18 protein-coding genes are annotated in these 19,190 nt (G+C 63.1%); 8 read left to right on the top strand and 10 right to left on the bottom strand.

Annotated features, from left to right (window positions below):
- Positions 1-12: 12 nt before the first annotated feature.
- The 9 genes from QMY55_RS09440 to QMY55_RS09400 all read right to left on the bottom strand — a co-directional run bounded on the left by QMY55_RS09440 (position 13) and on the right by QMY55_RS09400 (position 10,463).
- Positions 13-879: a BKACE family enzyme gene (locus QMY55_RS09440; protein ID WP_283488351.1), complete on the bottom strand. Its 867-nt coding sequence runs from the start codon at positions 877-879 to the stop codon at positions 13-15.
- Positions 880-941: 62 nt separating this feature from the next.
- Positions 942-2,084: an acyl-CoA dehydrogenase family protein gene (locus tag QMY55_RS09435; protein WP_283488350.1), complete on the bottom strand. Its 1,143-nt coding sequence runs from the start codon at positions 2,082-2,084 to the stop codon at positions 942-944.
- Entirely contained in the window at positions 2,081-4,078 is a 1,998-nt protein-coding gene (locus tag QMY55_RS09430; protein WP_283488349.1) for an ATP-binding protein, read from the bottom strand. The genes QMY55_RS09435 and QMY55_RS09430 overlap by 4 nt, the downstream gene beginning before the upstream one ends.
- Positions 4,063-4,914 (bottom strand): enoyl-CoA hydratase/isomerase family protein, encoded by an 852-nt coding sequence (locus tag QMY55_RS09425; protein WP_283488348.1) that lies wholly within the window; start codon positions 4,912-4,914, stop codon positions 4,063-4,065. The genes QMY55_RS09430 and QMY55_RS09425 overlap by 16 nt, the downstream gene beginning before the upstream one ends.
- An 11-nt stretch (positions 4,915-4,925) precedes the next feature.
- A complete protein-coding gene (locus QMY55_RS09420) occupies positions 4,926-6,104 on the bottom strand; it encodes an acyl-CoA dehydrogenase family protein (RefSeq protein ID WP_283488347.1) in 1,179 nt (392 codons plus the stop codon).
- 73 nt (positions 6,105-6,177) lie between these two features.
- On the bottom strand, positions 6,178-7,821 hold the full coding sequence (locus QMY55_RS09415) for an acyl-CoA carboxylase subunit beta (protein WP_283488346.1): 1,644 nt from the start codon (positions 7,819-7,821) through the stop codon (positions 6,178-6,180).
- A complete protein-coding gene (locus QMY55_RS09410; RefSeq protein ID WP_283488345.1) occupies positions 7,818-8,708 on the bottom strand; it encodes an SDR family oxidoreductase in 891 nt (296 codons plus the stop codon). The genes QMY55_RS09415 and QMY55_RS09410 overlap by 4 nt, the downstream gene beginning before the upstream one ends.
- Positions 8,708-9,355 carry a TetR/AcrR family transcriptional regulator gene (locus QMY55_RS09405; RefSeq protein ID WP_283488344.1) on the bottom strand — a complete coding sequence of 216 codons (648 nt, stop codon included), beginning with the start codon at positions 9,353-9,355 and terminating at the stop codon, positions 8,708-8,710. Before QMY55_RS09405 ends, QMY55_RS09410 begins: the two co-directional genes overlap by 1 nt.
- An 88-nt stretch (positions 9,356-9,443) precedes the next feature.
- Positions 9,444-10,463 (bottom strand): AraC family transcriptional regulator, encoded by a 1,020-nt coding sequence (locus QMY55_RS09400; RefSeq protein ID WP_283488343.1) that lies wholly within the window; start codon positions 10,461-10,463, stop codon positions 9,444-9,446.
- 125 nt (positions 10,464-10,588) lie between these two features.
- Between QMY55_RS09400 and QMY55_RS09395 the strand changes: the two genes are divergently transcribed.
- From QMY55_RS09395 to QMY55_RS09360, 8 genes are all read left to right on the top strand, one after another.
- Positions 10,589-11,773, top strand: coding sequence for a lipid-transfer protein (locus tag QMY55_RS09395; RefSeq protein WP_283488342.1), 1,185 nt, complete (start codon positions 10,589-10,591; stop codon positions 11,771-11,773).
- Between the two features lie 11 nt (positions 11,774-11,784).
- On the top strand, positions 11,785-12,225 hold the full coding sequence (locus QMY55_RS09390) for a MaoC family dehydratase N-terminal domain-containing protein (protein WP_283488341.1): 441 nt from the start codon (positions 11,785-11,787) through the stop codon (positions 12,223-12,225).
- 12 nt (positions 12,226-12,237) lie between these two features.
- On the top strand, positions 12,238-12,651 hold the full coding sequence (locus tag QMY55_RS09385) for a MaoC family dehydratase (RefSeq protein WP_283488340.1): 414 nt from the start codon (positions 12,238-12,240) through the stop codon (positions 12,649-12,651).
- A gap of 30 nt (positions 12,652-12,681) precedes the next feature.
- Complete coding sequence (locus QMY55_RS09380; RefSeq protein ID WP_283488339.1) at positions 12,682-13,512, top strand: SDR family NAD(P)-dependent oxidoreductase; 831 nt, start codon at positions 12,682-12,684, stop codon at positions 13,510-13,512.
- A 2-nt stretch (positions 13,513-13,514) separates the two neighbouring features.
- Positions 13,515-14,672, top strand: coding sequence for an acyl-CoA dehydrogenase family protein (locus tag QMY55_RS09375; protein ID WP_283488338.1), 1,158 nt, complete (start codon positions 13,515-13,517; stop codon positions 14,670-14,672).
- Between the two features lie 41 nt (positions 14,673-14,713).
- Positions 14,714-16,270: an acyl-CoA synthetase gene (locus QMY55_RS09370; protein WP_283488337.1), complete on the top strand. Its 1,557-nt coding sequence runs from the start codon at positions 14,714-14,716 to the stop codon at positions 16,268-16,270.
- Complete coding sequence (locus tag QMY55_RS09365; RefSeq protein WP_283488336.1) at positions 16,270-17,052, top strand: enoyl-CoA hydratase/isomerase family protein; 783 nt, start codon at positions 16,270-16,272, stop codon at positions 17,050-17,052. Before QMY55_RS09370 ends, QMY55_RS09365 begins: the two co-directional genes overlap by 1 nt.
- 143 nt (positions 17,053-17,195) lie before the next feature.
- A complete protein-coding gene (locus QMY55_RS09360) occupies positions 17,196-17,843 on the top strand; it encodes a 3'-5' exonuclease (RefSeq protein ID WP_283488335.1) in 648 nt (215 codons plus the stop codon).
- Positions 17,844-17,853: 10 nt separating this feature from the next.
- Here QMY55_RS09360 and QMY55_RS09355 read toward each other — a convergent pair whose 3' ends face one another.
- The gene (locus QMY55_RS09355) at positions 17,854-19,020 is read right to left on the bottom strand and encodes a GGDEF domain-containing protein (RefSeq protein ID WP_283488334.1); all 1,167 of its coding nucleotides are present in this window, start codon (positions 19,018-19,020) and stop codon (positions 17,854-17,856) included.
- Positions 19,021-19,190 lie beyond the last annotated feature (170 nt).

The following is a 19,190-nucleotide window of genomic DNA, read 5'->3' as shown; positions in this document are numbered from 1 at the left end:
CCGCCCCTCGTTTCAGGCCGCCAGATGCAATATCCGGCGCGCCTCCTGAGGCGTTGCCACATCACGCCCCACATCACGCGCATAGCGGGCCAGTTGCTCTATCAGCGGGGCGTTCGATGTGACCTTGCTGCCGTCGGGCAGATAGAAGGTGTCCTCCAGCCCGCTGCGCAAATGGCCGCCCAGCTCTGCCGTGCGCAAATGCGTGGGCCAGATTTCACTACGGCCTATCAGCGTGGTCTGCCAGGGCGCGTCCTTGATCTTGAGCTTGAGCAGAATCGGCAGCAGATCAGGGTCGGCCGGCATGCCGGACTCCACGCCCATGACGAAGTTGTACTCGGGCAGGCCTTGGTACATGCCGGTTTCCACATACATGCCCACACAGCGAACGATGCCCACGTCAAAGCACTCGAACTCAGGCAGCGTGTTCGTCTCGGCCATGACGTCGAGAAAGTCCTGTACCTTGGCGGGCTGGTTGTCGAACAGCATGGGCGGCCAGGCCCATTGGCCGTTGCTGCGCACCTTCAGGTAGTTGAGCGATCCCGCATTGCAGGCTGCCATCTCTGGGCGGGTTGCACGCAGGCAGTCCAGCGGCCCCTGGTAGTTGGGGCCGACCACTCCCGTGGTCTGATTGATGATCAGATCCGGGCAGGCTGCGCGCATGGCATCCACGCAGGCCTTGGCAACCTCGGGCTCCCAGCTTGGCAGATGCCCCTTGCCCGCCTCCTGCTTGCGAAAATGCACATGGACCACGGAGGCCCCGGCGTCATAGGCTCGGCGTGCCTCCTGCGCCAACTGCTCGGGCGTGACCGGCACATGGTGCTGCTCGGGATCAGTCAGCACGCCGGTGATGGAACAGGTGATGATGGCTTTTTCAGACATTTTTGCTCCTCAAATAGAAGCTGATAACGCTTTACAGAAAAGCGTTTCAGCCCAATTTCGCACTAAATATGCCACTGGCGTGCCGCCAGCTCTTTCATGATTTCCTCGGTGCCGCCGCCGATCGTCAGCACCTTGACCTCGCGGTAGATGCGCTCACTGACAGTGCCGCGCATAAAGCCCATGCCGCCCAGAATCTGTACGGCCGTGTCGGCACAGTGCTGCATGGTCTGGGTTGCGTGGTTCTTGAGCACGCAGACCTCGCCCACCCAGTCCGCGCCGGTGTCGCCCGCATCGGCGCGCGCAGCAACAGCATTCAGCCAAGCTTCGGTGCTGCGTATGCGCTGCTGCATGTCCACCAGCTTGTGGCGTATGACCTGATGCTGGTTCAGCGTCACGCCAAAGGTCTTGCGCTGCTGTGCCCAGCTCAAGGCCTCGTCATAGCAGGCCTGGGCAAAGCCCAGGGCGCCGCAGGCAATGCCCAGACGCTCGCCATTGAAGTTGCTCATGATGGCGCGAAAGCCCTCACCCTCGGCGCCCAGCAGATGGCTGGCAGGCACGCGCACGCCGTCAAAGAACAGATGGGCCGTGTCCGAGCATTGCCAGCCCATCTTGTCGAGCCGGCTGCGCGCGAGGCCTGGGCTGTCGCCAGGCACCAGCAACAAGGAGATACCGCTGGCGCCTTTCTCCTCGCCCGTGCGCACGGCCACTGTCAGCCAGTCGGCACGCATGCCCGAGGTGATGAAGGTCTTCTCGCCATCGATCACATAGTGCTCACCCTCGCGCCGGGCCCGGGTGCGCAGCGCGGCCACGTCCGAGCCACCTCCCGGCTCGGTAATGGCCAGTGCGGCAATCTTGCGCCCCGCCAGCACCTCGGGCACGACTTGCTGCTGCAGTTCAGCGCTGCCCAGTGCCACCACTGGCGGCAGGCCGATGTTGTGCGACAGCAGGCTGGCCAGCACACCGCCGCTGGCGCCATGGCGGCACAGCGCAAGCCACAGCGCTGCGCGCAGGCCGTGCGTAGCAGGTGTTCCGCCCAGAGGCTCGGGATAGCCTAAGCCCAGCAGGCCCAGTTCTGCCGCCTGACTATAGAGTTCGCGCGGAAACTCGCCCGCCTCGTCCCAAGCCGTGACATGAGGGGCAATGTATTCCGTGGCAAAGCGGCGCACGGTGTCATAGAGCATTTCGCGGTCTGCCACATCCGTCATGCCTGGCCCTCCCCTGTGTTCCTCGCCATGTCCTTGGTGAGCGGTGCAAGGCGCAGCAATATCTGCCCCGGCGTGACCTGCTGGCCCGGGGCTACCAGCACTTCCTCCACCACGCAGTCCGCGCGCACGCCAAGGCTATGCTCCAGCTTCATGGACTCGATCACGATGGCTGTTTCCCTGACCTGCAGTTGCTGGCCTGCCTGTACCTGTAGCTGCACCACCCGACCATTGAACGGAGCACGCAGCTCACTGGCCTGCCCTGCAGCCGATGCGCCTTCGGGCGGCAGATAGCTGACGTCTTGCGCCAGCCAGTCCACGGCCCCGGCCTGCAAATGCCAGTGAGCCGCGCCTTCTTCCATGCCCAGCGGCACCGCGTGGACGGTTTGAGTCAAACCAGCCCGGCGTGCCCGCCAGCCATGCGCCAGCAGCTCATCTATTTGAAGCATGACGGGCTCACCGCCCTTTGTTTCCAAGCACCAGCTGGCGCGACTGGCTGGCTGCAATGTCAGCTCCTGGGTCTGATCCCGGTGACGCAGCCTGCGCTGCTGGGCATAGCTGCAAGCCAGCCCTCCCGGTGCTTGCCCCACAGCGCACAGCACTCCCCATTGCTGGTGGGCCAGGCTTTGCTGTTCACGCAGCAGCTGCTGCAGGCGCGCCGCGTCAGCGGCCAGATAGGAGATCAGGGCCTGGCCCTGCCTGAACACGCTGTCGTTCAGGCACTGCATCAGAAAAGCGCGGTTCGTGGGCAGGCCCAGCACCACCAGCTGGCCCAGCGCATGGATGAGCTGGTCAATGGCCTGCGCGCGCGATGGAGCATGGACGATGAGCTTGCCCAGCATGGCGTCGTAATAGGGCGTGACCTCGCTGCCAGTGCGTAGCGCATGATCAAAGCGCAAGGCAGAGCGTGCAAAGCTCGTGGCGTCAGGGGCCAGGAAATGCTGCACCACACCCGTATGGGGTTGAAAGTTTTCGTCCTCGGCGCACAGGCGCACCTCGATGGCATGGCCGTGGAACTGGACTTGCTCCTGCGTCAAGGGCAAGGGCTCGCCGCGCGCCACACGAATCTGCCACTCCACCAGATCCAGCCCCGTCAGCGCCTCGGTCACGGGGTGCTCAACCTGCAACCGGGTATTCATCTCCATCAGATAAAAGTCCTGCCCTTCCAGCAGAAACTCCACCGTGCCCGCACCCACATAGCCCGCGGCCTTGGCCAATGCCACGGCGCAGGCGCCCATGCGCTCGCGCAGATCGGCGTTGACGGCCGGACTCGGCGATTCTTCGATGATCTTCTGGTGGCGGCGCTGCACCGAGCAGTCGCGCTCGCCCAGATGAATCACATGGCCCTGAGTATCGGCAAAGATCTGCAGCTCCACATGGCGGGGGTGCATGACGGCACGCTCCACCAGCATGTCGCCGTTGCCAAAACCGGCCAGCGCCTCCGACCTGGCACCGACCAGCGCCGCCTGCAGCTGCGCTGGACTTTCGACCAAACGCATGCCCCGGCCGCCGCCGCCTGCCACGGCCTTGACCATGACCGGATAGCCAATGCGTTCAGCCTCGGCGGCAAAGCGCTCATGAGTCTGATCACTGCCCTCATAACCGGGCAGGCAGGGCACGTCATGCGCCTTGGCCAGCTGCTTGGCCGCAGCCTTGCTGCCCAGCTGGCGTATGGCTGCGGGCGGCGGGCCGATCCAGATCAGGCCGGCCTCCAGCACGGCCTGGGCAAAGCCCGCGTCTTCGCTCAGGAAGCCATAGCCAGGGTGCACGGCATCCGCCCCCGTGGCCTTTGCCGCTGCCAGCAGCTTGCCCACATCGAGATAGCTTTGCGCCGAAGTCAGCCCGCCCAGCGCATAGGCCTGATCGGCCTGCTGCACATGCGGGCTGCCCGCGTCGGCGTCGGAGTAGACGGCCACGGTTTCAATGCCCATGCGGCGGGCCGTGGCCATGACACGCAAGGCAATCTCGCCGCGATTGGCAATCAGAATTCGTTGCATGAGCGGCCTCCTTCATCGCCCGACACCGCCCAGGGTGCGGGCTGCTTGTGGGCGAAAGCCTTGATCCCGGCACCGGCCTCCGTACCTCTCAGCGCGGCCGCAAAAGCCTGTGCACCCTGATCGAGGCTGGCATCCAGGCTTTGCGCGGCAACAGCGTCCAGCAGCCGCTTGGTTGCAGCCACCGCAGCCGGTGCGGCCTGCGCCAGGTTCTCCATATGGGCTTGCAGCTGGCTTTGCCAATGGGCAGCATCCTCGGCATGGATCACGGTCTGCACCAGCCCGGCCTGCAAGGCCTGCTGCGCCGACCAGCGCTGGCCGCACAGCAGCCATTGCCGCGCCAGACCATCGCCCAGCCTGCGCTGCACAAAGGGGGCAATCTGCGCAGGAACAATGCCCAGCGTCACCTCTGGCGTGGCAAAGACTGCACTGGCATCGGCCATCACCAGATCGGCGACGCACACCAGGCCGATGCCACCACCCATGGCGGCACCTTGCACTGCGGCCACCAGCAGCTGGGGCAAGCTCGACAGCTGCTGCAGCAAGCTGCCGAACGCGCGATTGAGCTGCACCAGCGGATCGCTCTCTCCAGGCATCAAAGGCCTGCCAATGCTGCCGGCAAAGCCGCCGAGACTGCCTCCGGCACAGAAATGCCCGCCGCTGCCGGTCAGCACAATCAGCCGCAGCTGCGCGTCTTCACGGGCTCGCTCGCAATGGCGGCCCAGCGCCTGCACCATTTCATCGGTCAAGGCATTGCGGGTCTGCGGCGAGTTAAGTCGCCACCATTCCATGAAGCCGCTGCCCAAGGGCTGGCGATCGATGTCAAGCACTTCGGCCATCAGGCGCTCCTTCAGTGCGCGGGGCGCTTGATCAGGCCCATGGTCTTGCCGATGATGCCCAGCATCACCTCGTCGGCGCCGCCGCCAATCGAGGCCAGGCGGCCGTCGCGGTACAGCCGCGAGATGCGGTTGTCCCAGGTGAAACCCATGCCGCCCCAGAACTGCAGGCAGGTATCTGCGACCTCACGCGTGAGGCGTCCGGTCTTGAGCTTGGCCATGCTGGCCAGCTGCAGCGCATCCTTGCCTTGCATATAGACATCGGCGGCGCGATAGGTCAGCGCACGCAGCGCCTCGACCTCGGTCTGCAGTTCGGCCAGCTTGAACTGCACCCATTGCTGCTCTATCAGAGTGGAGCCGAACATCTGCCGCTGCTGCGCCCACTCGATGGTTTCCTGTATGCATTCATCCATGGCGACCAGGCCACTGGCCGAGGCCCAGAGCCGCTCCTCCTGGAACTGCTGCATCTGATAGATGAAGCCCTGGCCTTCCTGCCCCACCAGATAGCGCTGAGGCACCCGCACCTCGTCAAAAAAGATCAGCCCCGTGTCCGAAGAGTTCATGCCGATCTTGCGCAGCTTCTGCGCCACCTCTATGCCTTTGGTCAGCTTGCCGTTCGGGCCGTCGCGCATGGGCACCATGATCAGGCTCTTGTTCTTGTGCACCGGGCCGTCGCCGGTATTGACCAGCATGCACATCCAGTCGGCCTGGATGCTGTTGGTGATCCACATCTTCTGGCCGCTGATGATGTAGTCGTCCCCGTCCTTGCGTGCATGGCTTTTGACTCCAGAGACATCGCTGCCCGCGCCGGGCTCGCTCACGCCTATGCAGCCCACCATATCGCCGGCAATGGCCGGAGCCAGAAACTGTTCGCGCAGCTCATCGCTGCCAAAGCGCGCCAGCGCCGGCGTACACATATCGGTCTGCACGCCTATGGCCATGGGCACGCCGCCGCAGCGGATATGACCCAGGGTCTCGGCCATCATCAGGCTGTAGGAATAGTCGAGGCCCGAGCCGCCAAAGGCTTCGGGTTTGGTCAGACCCAGCAGCCCCAGATCACCCAGACCCTTGAATACCTTGTGCGCCGGGAATATTTCCGCTGCCTCCCACTCATCGACATGAGGGTTGATCTGCTCGTCGATATAGCGCTTCAAGGTCTTGCGCACTTCCAGATGCTCATGGGTCCACTGCATGACTTGTCTCCGTTGACGTTCTGTTTGGGAAAACTGGGATGGCTGCACCGGGCCAGCCTTGAATGCGAAAGAGCTACATCCGGGCGACACCGAACTGCATGGGGCGCAGCTTGCGGGCCTCGGCCTCGGCCAGCATGTCCAGGCAGAAACTCAGCACCTCGCGCGTGTCGCGCGGGTCGATCACGGCGTCGTCCAGCAGCAGTCCGCTGGTATAGAAAGCATCGGCCTGGGCTTCGAACATGGAGGTGATCTGCTCGTATTGCCTTTGCAGCTGCTCGGCATCCACAGGCAGCCCCTTGCGTGCCATGGCGGCCTCCGTGACCTGCTGCATGGTGCGGGCGGCCTGCTCGCCCCCCATTACCGCGGTCTTGGCGCCGGGCCAGCTGAAGAGAAAGCGCGGTGCATAACCACGGCCGCACATGCCGTAGTTGCCCGCCCCAAAGCTGGCGCCGCACTGGATGGTGATCTGTGGCACGGTGGCATTGGTCACGGCCTGGATCATCTTGCTGCCGTGCTTGATCATGCCGGCCTGCTCGCTGTCCTTGCCCACCATATAGCCCGTAGTGTTCTGCAGATAGATGATGGGATGACCGAGCTGGCACATCCACTGAATGAAGTGCGTGGCCTTGTTGGCCCCCGCCACATCGATGGGGCCGTTGTTCGAGATCAGTCCCACGGCATGGCCGCCCAGATGCGCCTGCGCGCAGACCGTGGCCGCGCCATAGCCGGGCTTGAAAAGCAGCAGCTCGGAGCCATCGACCAGCCGCGCCATGACCTCACGCATATCGACCGGTTCACGGTGATGGGGCGGCATCAGCCCCAGCAGCTCCGCGGCACTGAAGCGCGGCTCGAAAACTCCTGACTTCATAGCTGCCAGCGCTTGACTGGGTTGCGTCTGAGGCTGTTTCCACTGAGAAAGCTGCGCCACCATCTCGCGCGCCATGCCCAGGGCCTGGCGGTCGTCCTCGGCCAGGTATTCGCCCAGACCCGAAACACCGGTGTGCATCTCGGCTCCGCCCAGCTCTTCCTCGGTGGCGATTTCACCTGTCGCCGCCTTGAGCAAGGGCGGCCCGGCCAGAAAGGCACGCGAGCGGCCGCGCACCATGATGACCACATCCGAGAGCCCCGGCATGTAGGCACCGCCAGCCGTGCCCGAACCGTGCTGCACCGTGATCACCGGAATACCGGCAGCAGACAGGCGCGCCAGATTGCGAAACAGCGCACCGCCCTGCACAAAGCCTTCCACGCGGTAGCGCATGAGATTGGCTCCCGCGCTTTCGACCAGATGAATGAAGGGCAGCTTGTTCTGCAGCGCGATCTCCTGCACACGCAGCATCTTGTCCAGGCCTTTTTCCTGGATCGCTCCCGCCTCGATGCCCGAGTCGCTGGCCACGACCATGCAGCGCACGCCGCTGACAAAGCCGATGCCGGCCAGCATGCCGCCGCCGGGCACGGATTTTTCAGGGTCTGCCCTGTCCTGCAGATAGCCTGCCAGAGAGCACAGCGGCAACCAGGAGGCACCCGGGTCCAGCAGCAGGGCCACGCGCTCGCGCGGCAGCAACTGGCCACGCTTTTCAAACTGCGGCTTGGAGCGTTGTGAGGCCTGCGCGGCGCGCTGCTCCAGTTCGCGCAAAGCGGCAATACGCTGCAGCGTGGCGGCGCTGCGCTGCTGGGCCAGCTCGCCAGCCGCATTCCATTGCGATGCAAACACATTCATGACTGGAACACCTTGGGAGTCTGGTAGAGCGCAAAGCCATCGAAGGCCCGCACGGCCTGGCGCTGCTGCACCTCGGCACTGGCAGCCACCGGCCCCATGCCCATGCGTACCTGGGGACGTGCGCCGTCAACGCGCAGCACCGTGCCGCTGATGAAGCTGGCGGCAGGACTGAGCAAAAACACGATGGCGGCGGAAACCTCAGCCTCGTTGCCAAAGCGCCCCGCCGGCACGGTGGCGGGCATCTTGCGCAGCATGGCTGCCGCTTCCGGTGGGTAGTGATCCATGCCGCTGGAGGCGATGTAGCCGGGAGCTATCGCATTCACACGCACGCCATGGGGTGCCCATTCCGCAGCCGCCGTCTCGGTAAGACTGACCATGCCCGCACGCGCCGCGCCGCTGTGCCCCATGCCCGGCATGGAGCCCCACATATCGGCCACCATGTTGACGATGGAGCCGCCATGCTCTGCCATGTGTTGCACAAAGCACTCACGCGCCATCAAAAAGCCGCCCGTGAGGTTGGTATCCAGCACAGCCTGCCAGCCCTTGGCGCCGATGCTGGCCAGGGGCGCGATGTATTGCCCGCCCGCGTTGTTGACCAGGGCGTCGATGCGCCCGTGGCGGGCCAGAACCTCGGCCACCAGCGCTTTGACGGCAGCCTCATCCCGTATATCCGCGCTGTGCCGGCTGACCCTAGCCTCCGGTACTGCGGCCTGCTGCAGCTCGGCTTGAACCGCCTCCAGCTTGTCCTGATTGCGCCCCACCAAGGCAACTGTGGCGCCCAGGGATGCCAGCTCGTGCGCAACGCAGCGGCCGATGCCCGAGCCGCCACCGGTCACCACCACCACCTGCCCCGCAAACAATGCGGTACGGAATACGGATTGGTACATCAACGCTCTCCAATGAATAAAGCCAGGGCTTGCTCGGTCAACTCATCCAGCGTCAGCCCGCGGCCTTCGGTAAACCATTGAGCCGTCCAGTTCAACGCACCGAAGATCAACAGGCGCGCAATCTCGGGACTGGCCTTGAGCTTTCCCGTGTGATGCAGGGCCTGCAGTGCAGGCATCCACTGCGCCTCGTATTCGTCTTTTTGCGTTCCCACATCCACACGCTGCTCCTCACTGAGCAGCCGCCATTCGTAAAGCATGACGGGGATGAAGTCGCTCTCGGGGCCGACCATGATCTGCAGGTGATTGCGCACCAGGGCCCGCAGGCGCTGCACACCACTGGCACGCGCCGTCAGCCCATCGAGCGCGGCGGCCTGGCTGGTGGCAGCCTGCGCCATTCCGTCACGCATGACCGCATGCAGGATGGACTCCTTGCTCTCGAAAAAATAGAACAGGGAGCCCGGCTGCATGCCTGCGGCTGCAGCGATATCGCGTGTGCTGGTGCCGTGAAATCCGCGCTGTCTGAACAGCTGCGCCGCGACCTTCACCAGCTCGCCACGACGCATGCTTTCATTGCGCTCATCGGCCGATTTGGGTGGCCTGCCGCGACCGCGCTTTTTTGCTATGACTGCTTCATGACTTGTTTGCATGAGACGCAGCATATCGGCCTTTTTTATTTTCACCAATCATTTGCTTTGTAAAAATAACTAGGGCTTTCACGCAAGGGTTTTCAAGCAATCAGTTTTCGACAGGCCTTGCGCGATAAAGGCCGGGAGAGCTGCCCGTCCAACCCTTGAAGGCACGCTGAAACGCCGCTGCGTCGGCAAACCCCAGGTCTGCCGCCAGCTCGGTAAAGCTGACCTTGCTGGTCCCCAGCCGGGAGACCGCAATATCCCGGCGCAGCTCATCCTTGATGGCCTGAAAGGAGGTGCCTGCTGCAGCCAGCTTGCGCTGCAGCGTAGGGGCCGACATGTTCAGCTCGGCGGCCGTGGCTTCCAGCCCCGCCCACTGCGGACGCGACTGCAGCAAATGGGCATGCACACGGGCATCCACACCTTCTCCCGTACGCGGCGGCATGATGGCTGCCGCCGGCCAGCTGGCCACAAAGGTCTGCAACGCCTGCTCGTCGCGGCTGCAGACACGGGCGAGCTTGCGCGCATCAAACCAGAATGCCGAAAACGGCAGGCCGAAATGCAAAGGCGCCGGAAAGGTATCGCCGTAGTCGTTGGCGTAATCAGGCCGACCGAAGGCAAAGTCAAAGTGCTGCACCTTGAGCGTACCGCCCATCAGCCAGGCAGTAAGCCGCCACAGCACGCGCAAGGAAAACTCATAGAGGAAATTGGGCAGAGGCTCATCGCCCACCGGGCGCAGCACAATGCCCGCCAGCGCACCATCACGCACCAATTGCACATCCACCTGATCCTGCAGCAGCACATGGGCCTGGCACATGCGCTGCAACGCGGTCTCCATCCCGTGCCCTGACAGGGCCTGACGCGCAATCAGCTCCAGGCTGCCGCGCTTGAGCGGTCTGGAGAACTGGCACATGGCCTCATCCCCCAGCATCTCCACCACTCGCCACATCAACGCCACATACTGGTCTGCCGTGACTCTGGCGCCGTCCTGCGCCAGCAGCAAAGGGGCTATGCCGGCACGCAGCAGCAGCTCCTCGCAGTCATGGCCGCGTCTTCTCACCCCGGCAGCAATACCCCGCACCAGCGCCATGGAGATCGTGAAAGGAACGATGGAAGCAGCAGCCATGAACAGATCACCTTGAGGTCTTTTGACATACGAAAGATGCGCTCGGCAATGGGTTTGCGCATCGGTAATTCCTACGATGGCTCTCATTGCTCAACACCTGTTTGCCACTTTCCCAAGGAGCCCCCATGAGTCGCGATGTGTTTGTTGCCGGCGTAGGCATGATTCCATTTGCCAAGCCCGGAAAGAGTGATCCCTACTTCCAGATGGGCTCCAGCGCCACGTCCCTGGCGCTGGCGGATGCGGGTCTCGCGTATGCTGCGGTGCAGCAAGCCTATGTGGGCTATGTCTACGGCGACTCCACCGCCGGGCAGAGAGCGCTGTATGAGGTGGGCATGTCCGGCATTCCCATCATCAACGTCAACAACAACTGCTCCACCGGCTCCACCGCACTGTTCCTGGCACGTCAGGCCGTGGCCAGCGGCGCCGCAGACTGCGTGCTGGCCCTGGGGTTCGAGCAGATGACCCCTGGTGCACTGGGCTCGGTCTTCAGCGACCGCCCCAGCCCCTTTGACCGCTTCGAAGCGGAAACCGATGCTCTGGTCGGCGACAACGGCGTGCCGCTGGCCCTGCGCTACTTCGGCGGAGCTGGCAAGGCGCATATGGACCAGTACGGCACGCAGCTGTCCACCTTTGCCAAGATCCGCGCCAAGGCCAGTCGCCATGCGGCGCGCAATCCACTGGCCCTGTTCCGCACCGAGGTGACGGAGGAAGAAGTCATGGCCTCCCCCTTGATGTGGCCGGGTGTGATGACCCGACTCATGGCCTGCCCACCCACCTGCGGCGCGGCGGCGGCCCTGCTGGTGTCCGAAGCCTATGCGCTCAAGCATGGCCTGGACCACAGCGTGCGCATCCGCGCCCAGTCCATGACCACGGACAGCCCCAGAACCTTCGAGGCCCACGACATGCGCGAAGTGGTGGGCTTCAGCATGGCACAGGACGCTGCGCGCCAGGTCTATGAACAGGCCGGCATCAGCCCCCAGGACGTGGACGTGGTGGAGCTGCATGACTGCTTTGCGCAAAACGAATTGCTGACCTACGAGGCCCTGGGCCTGTGCCCTGTGGGTGGCGCGGAAAAGTTTGTCTGTGACGGCGACAACACCTATGGCGGCAAGTTTGTGACCAATCCCTCGGGCGGCCTGCTGTCCAAGGGACACCCTCTGGGCGCCACCGGCCTTGCCCAGTGCACGGAGCTGGTGCAGCAACTGCGCGGCCGCGCCGACCAGCGCCAGGTTGCCAATGCCCGCCTGGCACTGCAGCACAACCTCGGCCTCGGTGGCGCCTGCGTGGTCACCCTCTACGAGCGCGTCTGAAGGAGCTGCCGATGATTGACACCCAATGGATAGGGCATGCCCTGCCCTCTTCCGAGCTCAGCCTGGACCGTAGCCGCCTGCGCTTCTTTGCCAAGGCCATCGGTGAAAACAACGCCGTCTATACCGACCTGGAGGCCGCCCGCGCAGCGGGCTACCCGGACCTGCCCGCGCCCCCCACCTTTTTGTTTGCGGCGGAGATGGACAGCGGCGCGTCCGACCTTCTCCTGCAAACCCTGAACATCCCGATCGCCAGGATCCTGCATGGCGAGCAGAGCTTCTGCTATCACCGGAGTGCCTGCGCCGGAGACCGCATCACGGTGCAGTCCAGGATCGATGACATCTACAGCAAGAAGAACGGCGCGCTGGAATTTGTTGTGAAGTCATCGCGCGCCGTCAATCAGGACAACGAGCTGGTGGCAGAAATGCGCTCCGTCATCGTGGTCCGCAACTAGAAAGGGCTGGCAATGAACACCCCTCGCTACGACGAGGTCCAGGTTGGAGATGCACTGCCCACTCTCGACCTGCCCCCGATCAACCGCACCACGCTGGCCTTGTTTGCCGGAGCCTCGGGCGACCACAACCCGATTCATATCGACACCGACTTTGCGCGCAAGGCCGGCATGCCCGATGTGTTTGCCCACGGCATGCTGGGAATGGCCTGGCTAGGGCGGTTGCTGACCAACTGGGCGCCGCAATCCAGGCTGCGCCGCTTCGACGTGCGCTTTCAGGGCATTACCCATCTGGCCAATGCGATCTCGTGCTCGGGCCGCGTTGTGGAAAAACGCGATGCGGATCGCAGCGTCCGCGTCGAGGTGCAAAGCAGCAACCAGCATGGCCAGACCAAGATCGCGGGCGATGCCTGGATCAGCCTGCCCTGAGAACGTATTGATTCGTCCAAGGAGACAGCAATGACAGGAAAACTCGACGGCAAGGTAGCCCTGGTTTCGGGCTCGGGCCGCGGCATAGGCCGCAGCATCGCCCTCAAGCTGGCCAGCGAAGGCGCACGCCTGGTCATCAACGACCTCGATGCGGAACCCGCCAATGAAACCCTTGCCCTGATACGCGAGATGGGCGGCGAGGCCGTTGCCTGCGTGGGCAATGTCACCCACACCGACTTTGCCGAGCGCTTTGTCGGCACCCCCGTCCAGCAATACCAGGGACTGGACATCATCGTCAACAACGCCGGTTACACCTGGGACAACGTCATCCAGAAGATGAGCGACGAACAGTGGTACGCCATTCTCGACTGCCATCTGACAGCCCCGTTTCGCATACTGCGTGCGGCCCAGCCCGTCATCAAGGCCTTGTCCAAGGCCGAGCTGGAAGCCGGCCAGCGCGTCATGCGCAAGGTGGTCAATATCTCCTCGGTGGCAGGCCTGTTCGGCAATGCGGGCCAGACCAACTACTCCGTGGCCAAGGCCGGCATCACGGGCATGACCATGACACTGGCCAAGGAGTGGGGACGCATGAACGTCAATGTGAACTGCGTGGCCTTCGGACTCATCAAGACCAGGCTGACCAACTCCGCCGCCAATGGCGAGACGGCCCACATCGAAGGCCGCGACATCAAGGTGGGCGTGAACCCCGGTCTGATGGCCGCCATGGAGCAGACGATTCCCCTGGGCCGCGCCGGCACGCCCGACGAGGCGGCGGGTGCGGTCTACCTCTTTTGCCAACCCGAATCGGACTACATCAGCGGCCAGACCTTGATGTGTACCGGCGGCCTGACCGGGGTCTGAACATGCTGCTGCCCAAACCCTTTCAGCATGCCTGGATGGATGCCGAGATCGACGCCTTCCGGGAGCAGGTGCGCCGCTACATAGAGCGCGAACTGACACCCCATGTACCCGCCTGGCGCGCTCAGGGCTATGTGCCGCGCGAGACCTGGCGCGGCTTTGGCGCCCATGGCTTTCTGCTGCCCGAAATGGACGAACAATGGGGCGGCGGTGGCGGCAATCTGGCCTACCAGTTGGTGGTGCAGGAAGAGCTGACCAAGGCCGAGGTACATGCCATCACCAGCGTGCACACCATCGCCTCGCACTATCTGCTGGCCTACGGAACCGAGGAACAGAAGCAGCGCTGGTTGCCCAGGCTTTGCAGCGGCGAATTGCTGGCCGGTATTGCCATGACCGAGCCCAGCGTGGGCTCCGACCTCAAGGCCATGCGCACACGGGCCCAGCGCGATGGCGAGCACTACGTCATCAAGGGCTCCAAGACCTTCATTACCAATGGCTACACCGCCAATTTGCTGGTGGTGGCCGTGCGCACCGGAGATGCAGGCAGCGGCGGCGTATCGCTGGTGGTGCTGGAGACGGAAAACCTGCCCGGCTTTCGCGTGGGCCGCAGGCTGGACAAGATCGGCCAGCATATTTCGGACACCGCCGAGCTGTTCTTTGAAGACCTGCGCATACCCGCCAGCCACCTGCTGGGCGGCACCGAAGGTCAGGGCTTCAAGCAGCTGATGAGCCAGCTGCCCTATGAGCGCATGCTGCTGGGAGTCAGTGCCGCTGCAGCCATCGAGATGGCCGTCGCACTGACCGTGGACTACACCCGGCAACGCAAGGCATTCGGCCAGACGATTGCAGACTTCCAGAACACGCGCTTCAAGCTGGCCGAATGCGCCACCACGGCCCATGTGGTGCGCAGCTTTGTCAACGACTGCATACAGCGCCTGCTTGACGGCACGCTGGATAACGAGGCCGCCTATATGGCCAAGTGGTGGTGCAGCGAGCAGCAGTGCAAGGTCATGGATGAGTGCCTGCAGCTGTTCGGCGGCTACGGCTATATGGAGGAATACCCCATCGCGCGCCTGTACACCGACGCCCGGATCCAGAAGATCTATGGCGGCGCCAACGAAATCATGAAGGACCTGATCGCCAGACGCCTTTTCGCCCAATAGCCTCGCATTGATCGCTTTCTCTGTTTCAAGAAAGGCCAGCCATGTATCTCACGCAAAGCCTACGTCGCGCCGTGCAGCAGACGCCCCATGCCACAGCCAGTATCTACAACGGCCGCAAACGCAGTTTTGCGCAGCTGGGGGAGCGGGTCGCCCGTTTCGCCGGCGCGCTGCGGGCACTGGGCGCCCAGGCCGGCGACCGGGTCGGGATTCTGAGCCTCAACTCAGACTGGTATCTGGAGTACTACATGGCCTGCTACTGGGCAGGCGTTGCCGTCAATCCCATCAATATCCGCTGGAGCGCCAACGAAATCGCCTACTCCCTCGACGATTGCGACACCCGCATTCTGCTGGTGGATGACAGCTTCGCACCGTTGATGCCCGAGATCCTCAAGCTGTCCCGTTCTCTGCAGACGCTGATCCACCTGGGCGACGGCCCTGCCCCGCAGAACATGCTTTCCTACGAAGCACTGGTGGCAGACAACAGCCCGGTTGAAGACGCCATGCGCAGCGGCGACGATCTGGCCGGTGTCTTCTACACCGGTGGCACCACCGGCTCCCCCAAGGGGGTCATGCTCTGCCATCGCAATCTCTATACCAATGCCATCTCGGGCGTGTCGTCACAGATCGTGCGCGCAGGCAGCATTGGCCTGCACGCAGCTCCCATGTTCCATCTGGCTGACGGCGCGTTCATGAATGCCCTGTTTGCTGCCGGCGGCTGCCATGTCATGGTGCCGCGCTTCGATCCCGTCGCGGTGCTGCAGGCCATTGCCAGCACCGGCGTGACCGATACGCTGCTGGTGCCCACCATGATTCAGATGCTGGTGGACCATCCTGATCTGCACAAATACGATCTGAGTTCGCTGCGTCAGATGGCTTATGGAGCCTCTCCCATTTCCGAGGGCCTGCTGGACCGGGCCATGCGGGCCATCCCCGATGTGGGTTTTGTGCAGGCCTATGGCATGACGGAGGTCTCGCCCATCGCCACCATTCTTGCCCCCGAAATGCACCGCGAACCAGGCCGGGCCAAGGGCCGCCACCGCAGCGCCGGACGCGCCACCGCCTGCACCGAGGTGCGCATTGTCAACCCCGAAGGGCAGGAGGTGCCACGCGGCGAGGTCGGTGAAATCGTGGTTCGGGGCCCCGGCGTGATGCTGGGCTACTGGAACAAGCCCGCCGAAACCGCAGCCGCCATCCGTGATGGCTGGATGCATACGGGCGATGGCGGCCGCATGGACGATGAAGGCTATGTCTTTGTCGTTGACCGCATCAAGGACATGATCGTCACCGGTGGCGAGAACGTCTACAGCATCGAGGTGGAGAGCGTCATTGCCACCCATCCTGCCGTGGCCTCATGTGCCGTCATAGGCATTCCCCATGAGCACTGGGGCGAGCAGGTCCATGTCTTCATCGTGCTTAAGCCCGGACAGAACCTGGAAGCCCAGGAACTGATTAACTTCTGCAAGGAGCGCATTGCCGGCTACAAATGTCCCCGTGATGTTTCGTTTGTCGAGGCCATGCCGCTATCGGGTGCAGGCAAGATCCTCAAGACCAGCCTGCGGGCCCCGTTCTGGGCCCATCATGAAAGAAAGGTCGCCTGATGTCTGAAATGGTGCTCTGGGAAATTCGCAACGGCGTGGGCCACATCGTGCTCAATCAACCCGATCAGGGCAATGTCATCAGCACGCCCATGGCTCACGCCCTGGCTGCTGTAGTCGAACAAGCCCACCGCACCGATATTGGTGCCGTGCTGATTTCCGCTTCCGGCAAGCAGTTCTGCGTGGGCGGCGACATCCGTGAGTTTGTACAGAACCGCGAGCAGCTGCCACAGCTGATTGCAGAGATTTTGGGCCTGCTCAACCCCACCATGCAGACACTGGCCAACTTGCCCGTTCCGGTCATCAGTGCCATTCAGGGCTCGCTGGGCGGTGGTGGCCTGGGCCTGGGCCTCTGTGCCGATATCGTGCTGGCCTCCAACCAGGTTTTTCTGCGCGGCGGCTACTCGGCCATAGGCCTGAGCCCGGACCTGGGCTCTTCCTACTATCTGAGCCGCAGAGCCGGCGCTGCCCGGGCCAAGTACCTGTTGATGAGCAACCGCCCCATATCGGCCCAGGAATGTCTGCGCCTGGGTATTTTCGATGCACTGCACGAGCCGCACGAACTGGCAGCGCAGGCCTGCCAGCTGGCCGAAGAGCTGGCAGCAGGTGCCACCAACTCTCTGGCCCATATCAAAAAGCTCTGCGACAGTGCACACAGCCACGACTTGCAACAGCACCTGCAGCGCGAGCAGCAGGCCATCACCGATTGTGCGATCCACCCCAACAGCCGCGAAGGCATCGCCGCATTTCTGGAAAAACGTCAGCCCGGCTTTCAGCGCAACTAGCCTGGGAATGCTCCGCCCATTTTTTAGGCATCAGGCGCAAAGCCACGCCTGGCAAGGAATTGCGGAGTTTTCCCGACATTTACCCACAGGCAGGTCCACACGGGCTGGGGACAAGACAGGCAGCGCATGGTGTGTAATACGCCATGCCCCAACTCAAAGCTCCGAGCAAGGAAGAAAGCGCCTTGCTGCCACCTTTTGCAGAACTGGCCGAGCAGGCCATTCATCTTCCCCAGACCGAAGCACAGTTCCATGCGGCCCATGAAGCCCTGAAGCGTGCCGAGTTTCTGGGCTTCGATACCGAAAGCAAGCCCCTGTTCAACGCGGGCCAGCACGATAGCGGCCCGCACCTGGTTCAGCTGGCAACACCGCAGCAGGCCTGGCTGCTGCAACTGCATCACCCTCTGGCCCTGGAGATCACGCGAGACATTCTTGGCTCGCCCCATATTCTCAAACTGGGCTTCGGGCTGGACAATGACCGGCATTCCCTGCCGCGCAGACTGCAGACCGAGCTGAGGAATGTCGAGGATCTGGACCGCCACTTCAAACGCCTGGGCTATGGCTCATCCGTCGGCGTCAGGGCTGCGGTGGCACTGGTTCTAGGCCAGAGCTTTCGCAAGTCCAAACGTACCACCACGTCCAACTGGGCGGCCAGCCAGCTCACCGCCGCACAGCGTCGCTACGCAGCCAACGACGCCCACGCGCCTGCAGTGATTCAGGCGGCATGGATGAGCTGGGAAAGAAAGCGCGCCACCGGATCCACGCATACGGGGCGCAAGCCGGAATCGCACTGAACCCTCGGCCCTAGGCACCACGAAGCGCCTGCACGCGATCGCGCCCGGCATTCTTGGCCTCGTACAACAATGCATCGGCCTGCATCATTGCCGACTCCAGCGACTCCCAGTTGATCACCGGAGCCAAACCAAAGCTCAGTGTCAACGCCGCTCCGGCAGGCAGCATGGTGAACTGATGCCGGTGCAGGTTCTCGCGCATGCGCTCCACAATGACATAGGCTTCCTGCAGTTGCACCCCCGTCAGCAGCAGCACAAACTCCTCGCCGCCAAAACGAGCCACCAGGTCTTTTTCACGGACCTGCCGGGGCAACCATTGCGCAAGCTCCCTGAGGACCTGATCTCCGCAAGCATGCCCCCAGCGATCGTTGATCTGCTTGAAATAATCGATATCGGCAGCGACCACCACCCAGGGAGCCTGTCTGGCGTCGCTCATGAGAGCTTGTGCACACTCCATGAATGCCCGCCGGTTGAGCAACTGGGTCAAAGGATCCCTGTTGCGCTCCTCCCGCAGGACATCCAGCATATCTCTCACACAGCAGGCGAGCAGGCCCAGGGCAAACCACAGCGAGAACAGCACTGCCAGCGCCAGGGTAAGCAGCCAATACCCCGAGCGCGTCACCTCCTGCACCTCCTGCACAGGCAGGAGCCACACCGCCACAGGCCTCAGCAGCGCGTAGGCGATGTTGATCCAATAGGTCCAGAAGACCCACTTCTCCAGCCGATCCGCAGAAGCCTTGGCCGTGAGCATATATCTGACAGCCAGCAATTGCTGAAGCGCCATACCCAGCGTCAAGATCTGCACACGAATCCATAGCTGGTCATCGACCCGCGAGAAGTAATAAAGACCGCTCACCGTCGCTGCGCCGATCAGCAGGCCTGCAAGCACACTGACGCCTTTGCCGCCGATGCGCAGCACCATGCCGTTGGCAATGCACCAGCCTCCACTCAAATACAGCACGGCGGTCCAGGGGGCTGCCGCGCCCAGCTGCGCATCGTTCATCAGGCTTTGCGCCATCAGGGCTGCTGCAGGCAGCACATAACCTGCGGCCAGCCAGAGCAGAAAGGGCGAGCGCAACTGCTTTCGCTGCATCCACCAACAAACAGCGATCAACCCGCCAAAAAGCATGATGCAGGCAGGCGCAATCAACGCGAAATAGGGGTCTGCGGACTGGCTCACAGCTGCTGGCTTTCATGCGGAAAATCGAAACTAGCCGCAGCATGACCGAAAACATATATGGCCACAATTATTTTTTCCATCCCTGTGCCGCGCTCCGGATATGTACATAGCTATTCCGTCGTTCGGCTCCAGTGGGTGCTCGGACCATAATGACTCGGCCCTGGAAACGA

The organism is Comamonas resistens (genome assembly GCF_030064165.1).
GTDB lineage: Bacteria > Pseudomonadota > Gammaproteobacteria > Burkholderiales > Burkholderiaceae_C > Comamonas > Comamonas resistens.
This window is presented reverse-complemented; position numbering and strand designations above follow the sequence as displayed.

Bases quoted from the DNA above. Each gene is read 5' to 3' on its own strand.
- QMY55_RS09440 (WP_283488351.1), bottom strand. From the start codon at position 879: ATGTCTGAAAAAGCCATCATCACCTGTTCCATCACCGGCGTGCTGACT.
- QMY55_RS09435 (WP_283488350.1), bottom strand. From the start codon at position 2,084: ATGACGGATGTGGCAGACCGCGAAATGCTCTATGACACCGTGCGCCGC.
- QMY55_RS09430 (WP_283488349.1), bottom strand. From the start codon at position 4,078: ATGCAACGAATTCTGATTGCCAATCGCGGCGAGATTGCCTTGCGTGTC.
- QMY55_RS09425 (WP_283488348.1), bottom strand. From the start codon at position 4,914: ATGGCCGAAGTGCTTGACATCGATCGCCAGCCCTTGGGCAGCGGCTTC.
- QMY55_RS09420 (WP_283488347.1), bottom strand. From the start codon at position 6,104: ATGCAGTGGACCCATGAGCATCTGGAAGTGCGCAAGACCTTGAAGCGC.
- QMY55_RS09415 (WP_283488346.1), bottom strand. From the start codon at position 7,821: ATGAATGTGTTTGCATCGCAATGGAATGCGGCTGGCGAGCTGGCCCAG.
- QMY55_RS09410 (WP_283488345.1), bottom strand. From the start codon at position 8,708: ATGTACCAATCCGTATTCCGTACCGCATTGTTTGCGGGGCAGGTGGTG.
- QMY55_RS09405 (WP_283488344.1), bottom strand. From the start codon at position 9,355: ATGCAAACAAGTCATGAAGCAGTCATAGCAAAAAAGCGCGGTCGCGGC.
- QMY55_RS09400 (WP_283488343.1), bottom strand. From the start codon at position 10,463: ATGGCTGCTGCTTCCATCGTTCCTTTCACGATCTCCATGGCGCTGGTG.
- QMY55_RS09395 (WP_283488342.1), top strand. From the start codon at position 10,589: ATGAGTCGCGATGTGTTTGTTGCCGGCGTAGGCATGATTCCATTTGCC.
- QMY55_RS09390 (WP_283488341.1), top strand. From the start codon at position 11,785: ATGATTGACACCCAATGGATAGGGCATGCCCTGCCCTCTTCCGAGCTC.
- QMY55_RS09385 (WP_283488340.1), top strand. From the start codon at position 12,238: ATGAACACCCCTCGCTACGACGAGGTCCAGGTTGGAGATGCACTGCCC.
- QMY55_RS09380 (WP_283488339.1), top strand. From the start codon at position 12,682: ATGACAGGAAAACTCGACGGCAAGGTAGCCCTGGTTTCGGGCTCGGGC.
- QMY55_RS09375 (WP_283488338.1), top strand. From the start codon at position 13,515: ATGCTGCTGCCCAAACCCTTTCAGCATGCCTGGATGGATGCCGAGATC.
- QMY55_RS09370 (WP_283488337.1), top strand. From the start codon at position 14,714: ATGTATCTCACGCAAAGCCTACGTCGCGCCGTGCAGCAGACGCCCCAT.
- QMY55_RS09365 (WP_283488336.1), top strand. From the start codon at position 16,270: ATGTCTGAAATGGTGCTCTGGGAAATTCGCAACGGCGTGGGCCACATC.
- QMY55_RS09360 (WP_283488335.1), top strand. From the start codon at position 17,196: ATGCCCCAACTCAAAGCTCCGAGCAAGGAAGAAAGCGCCTTGCTGCCA.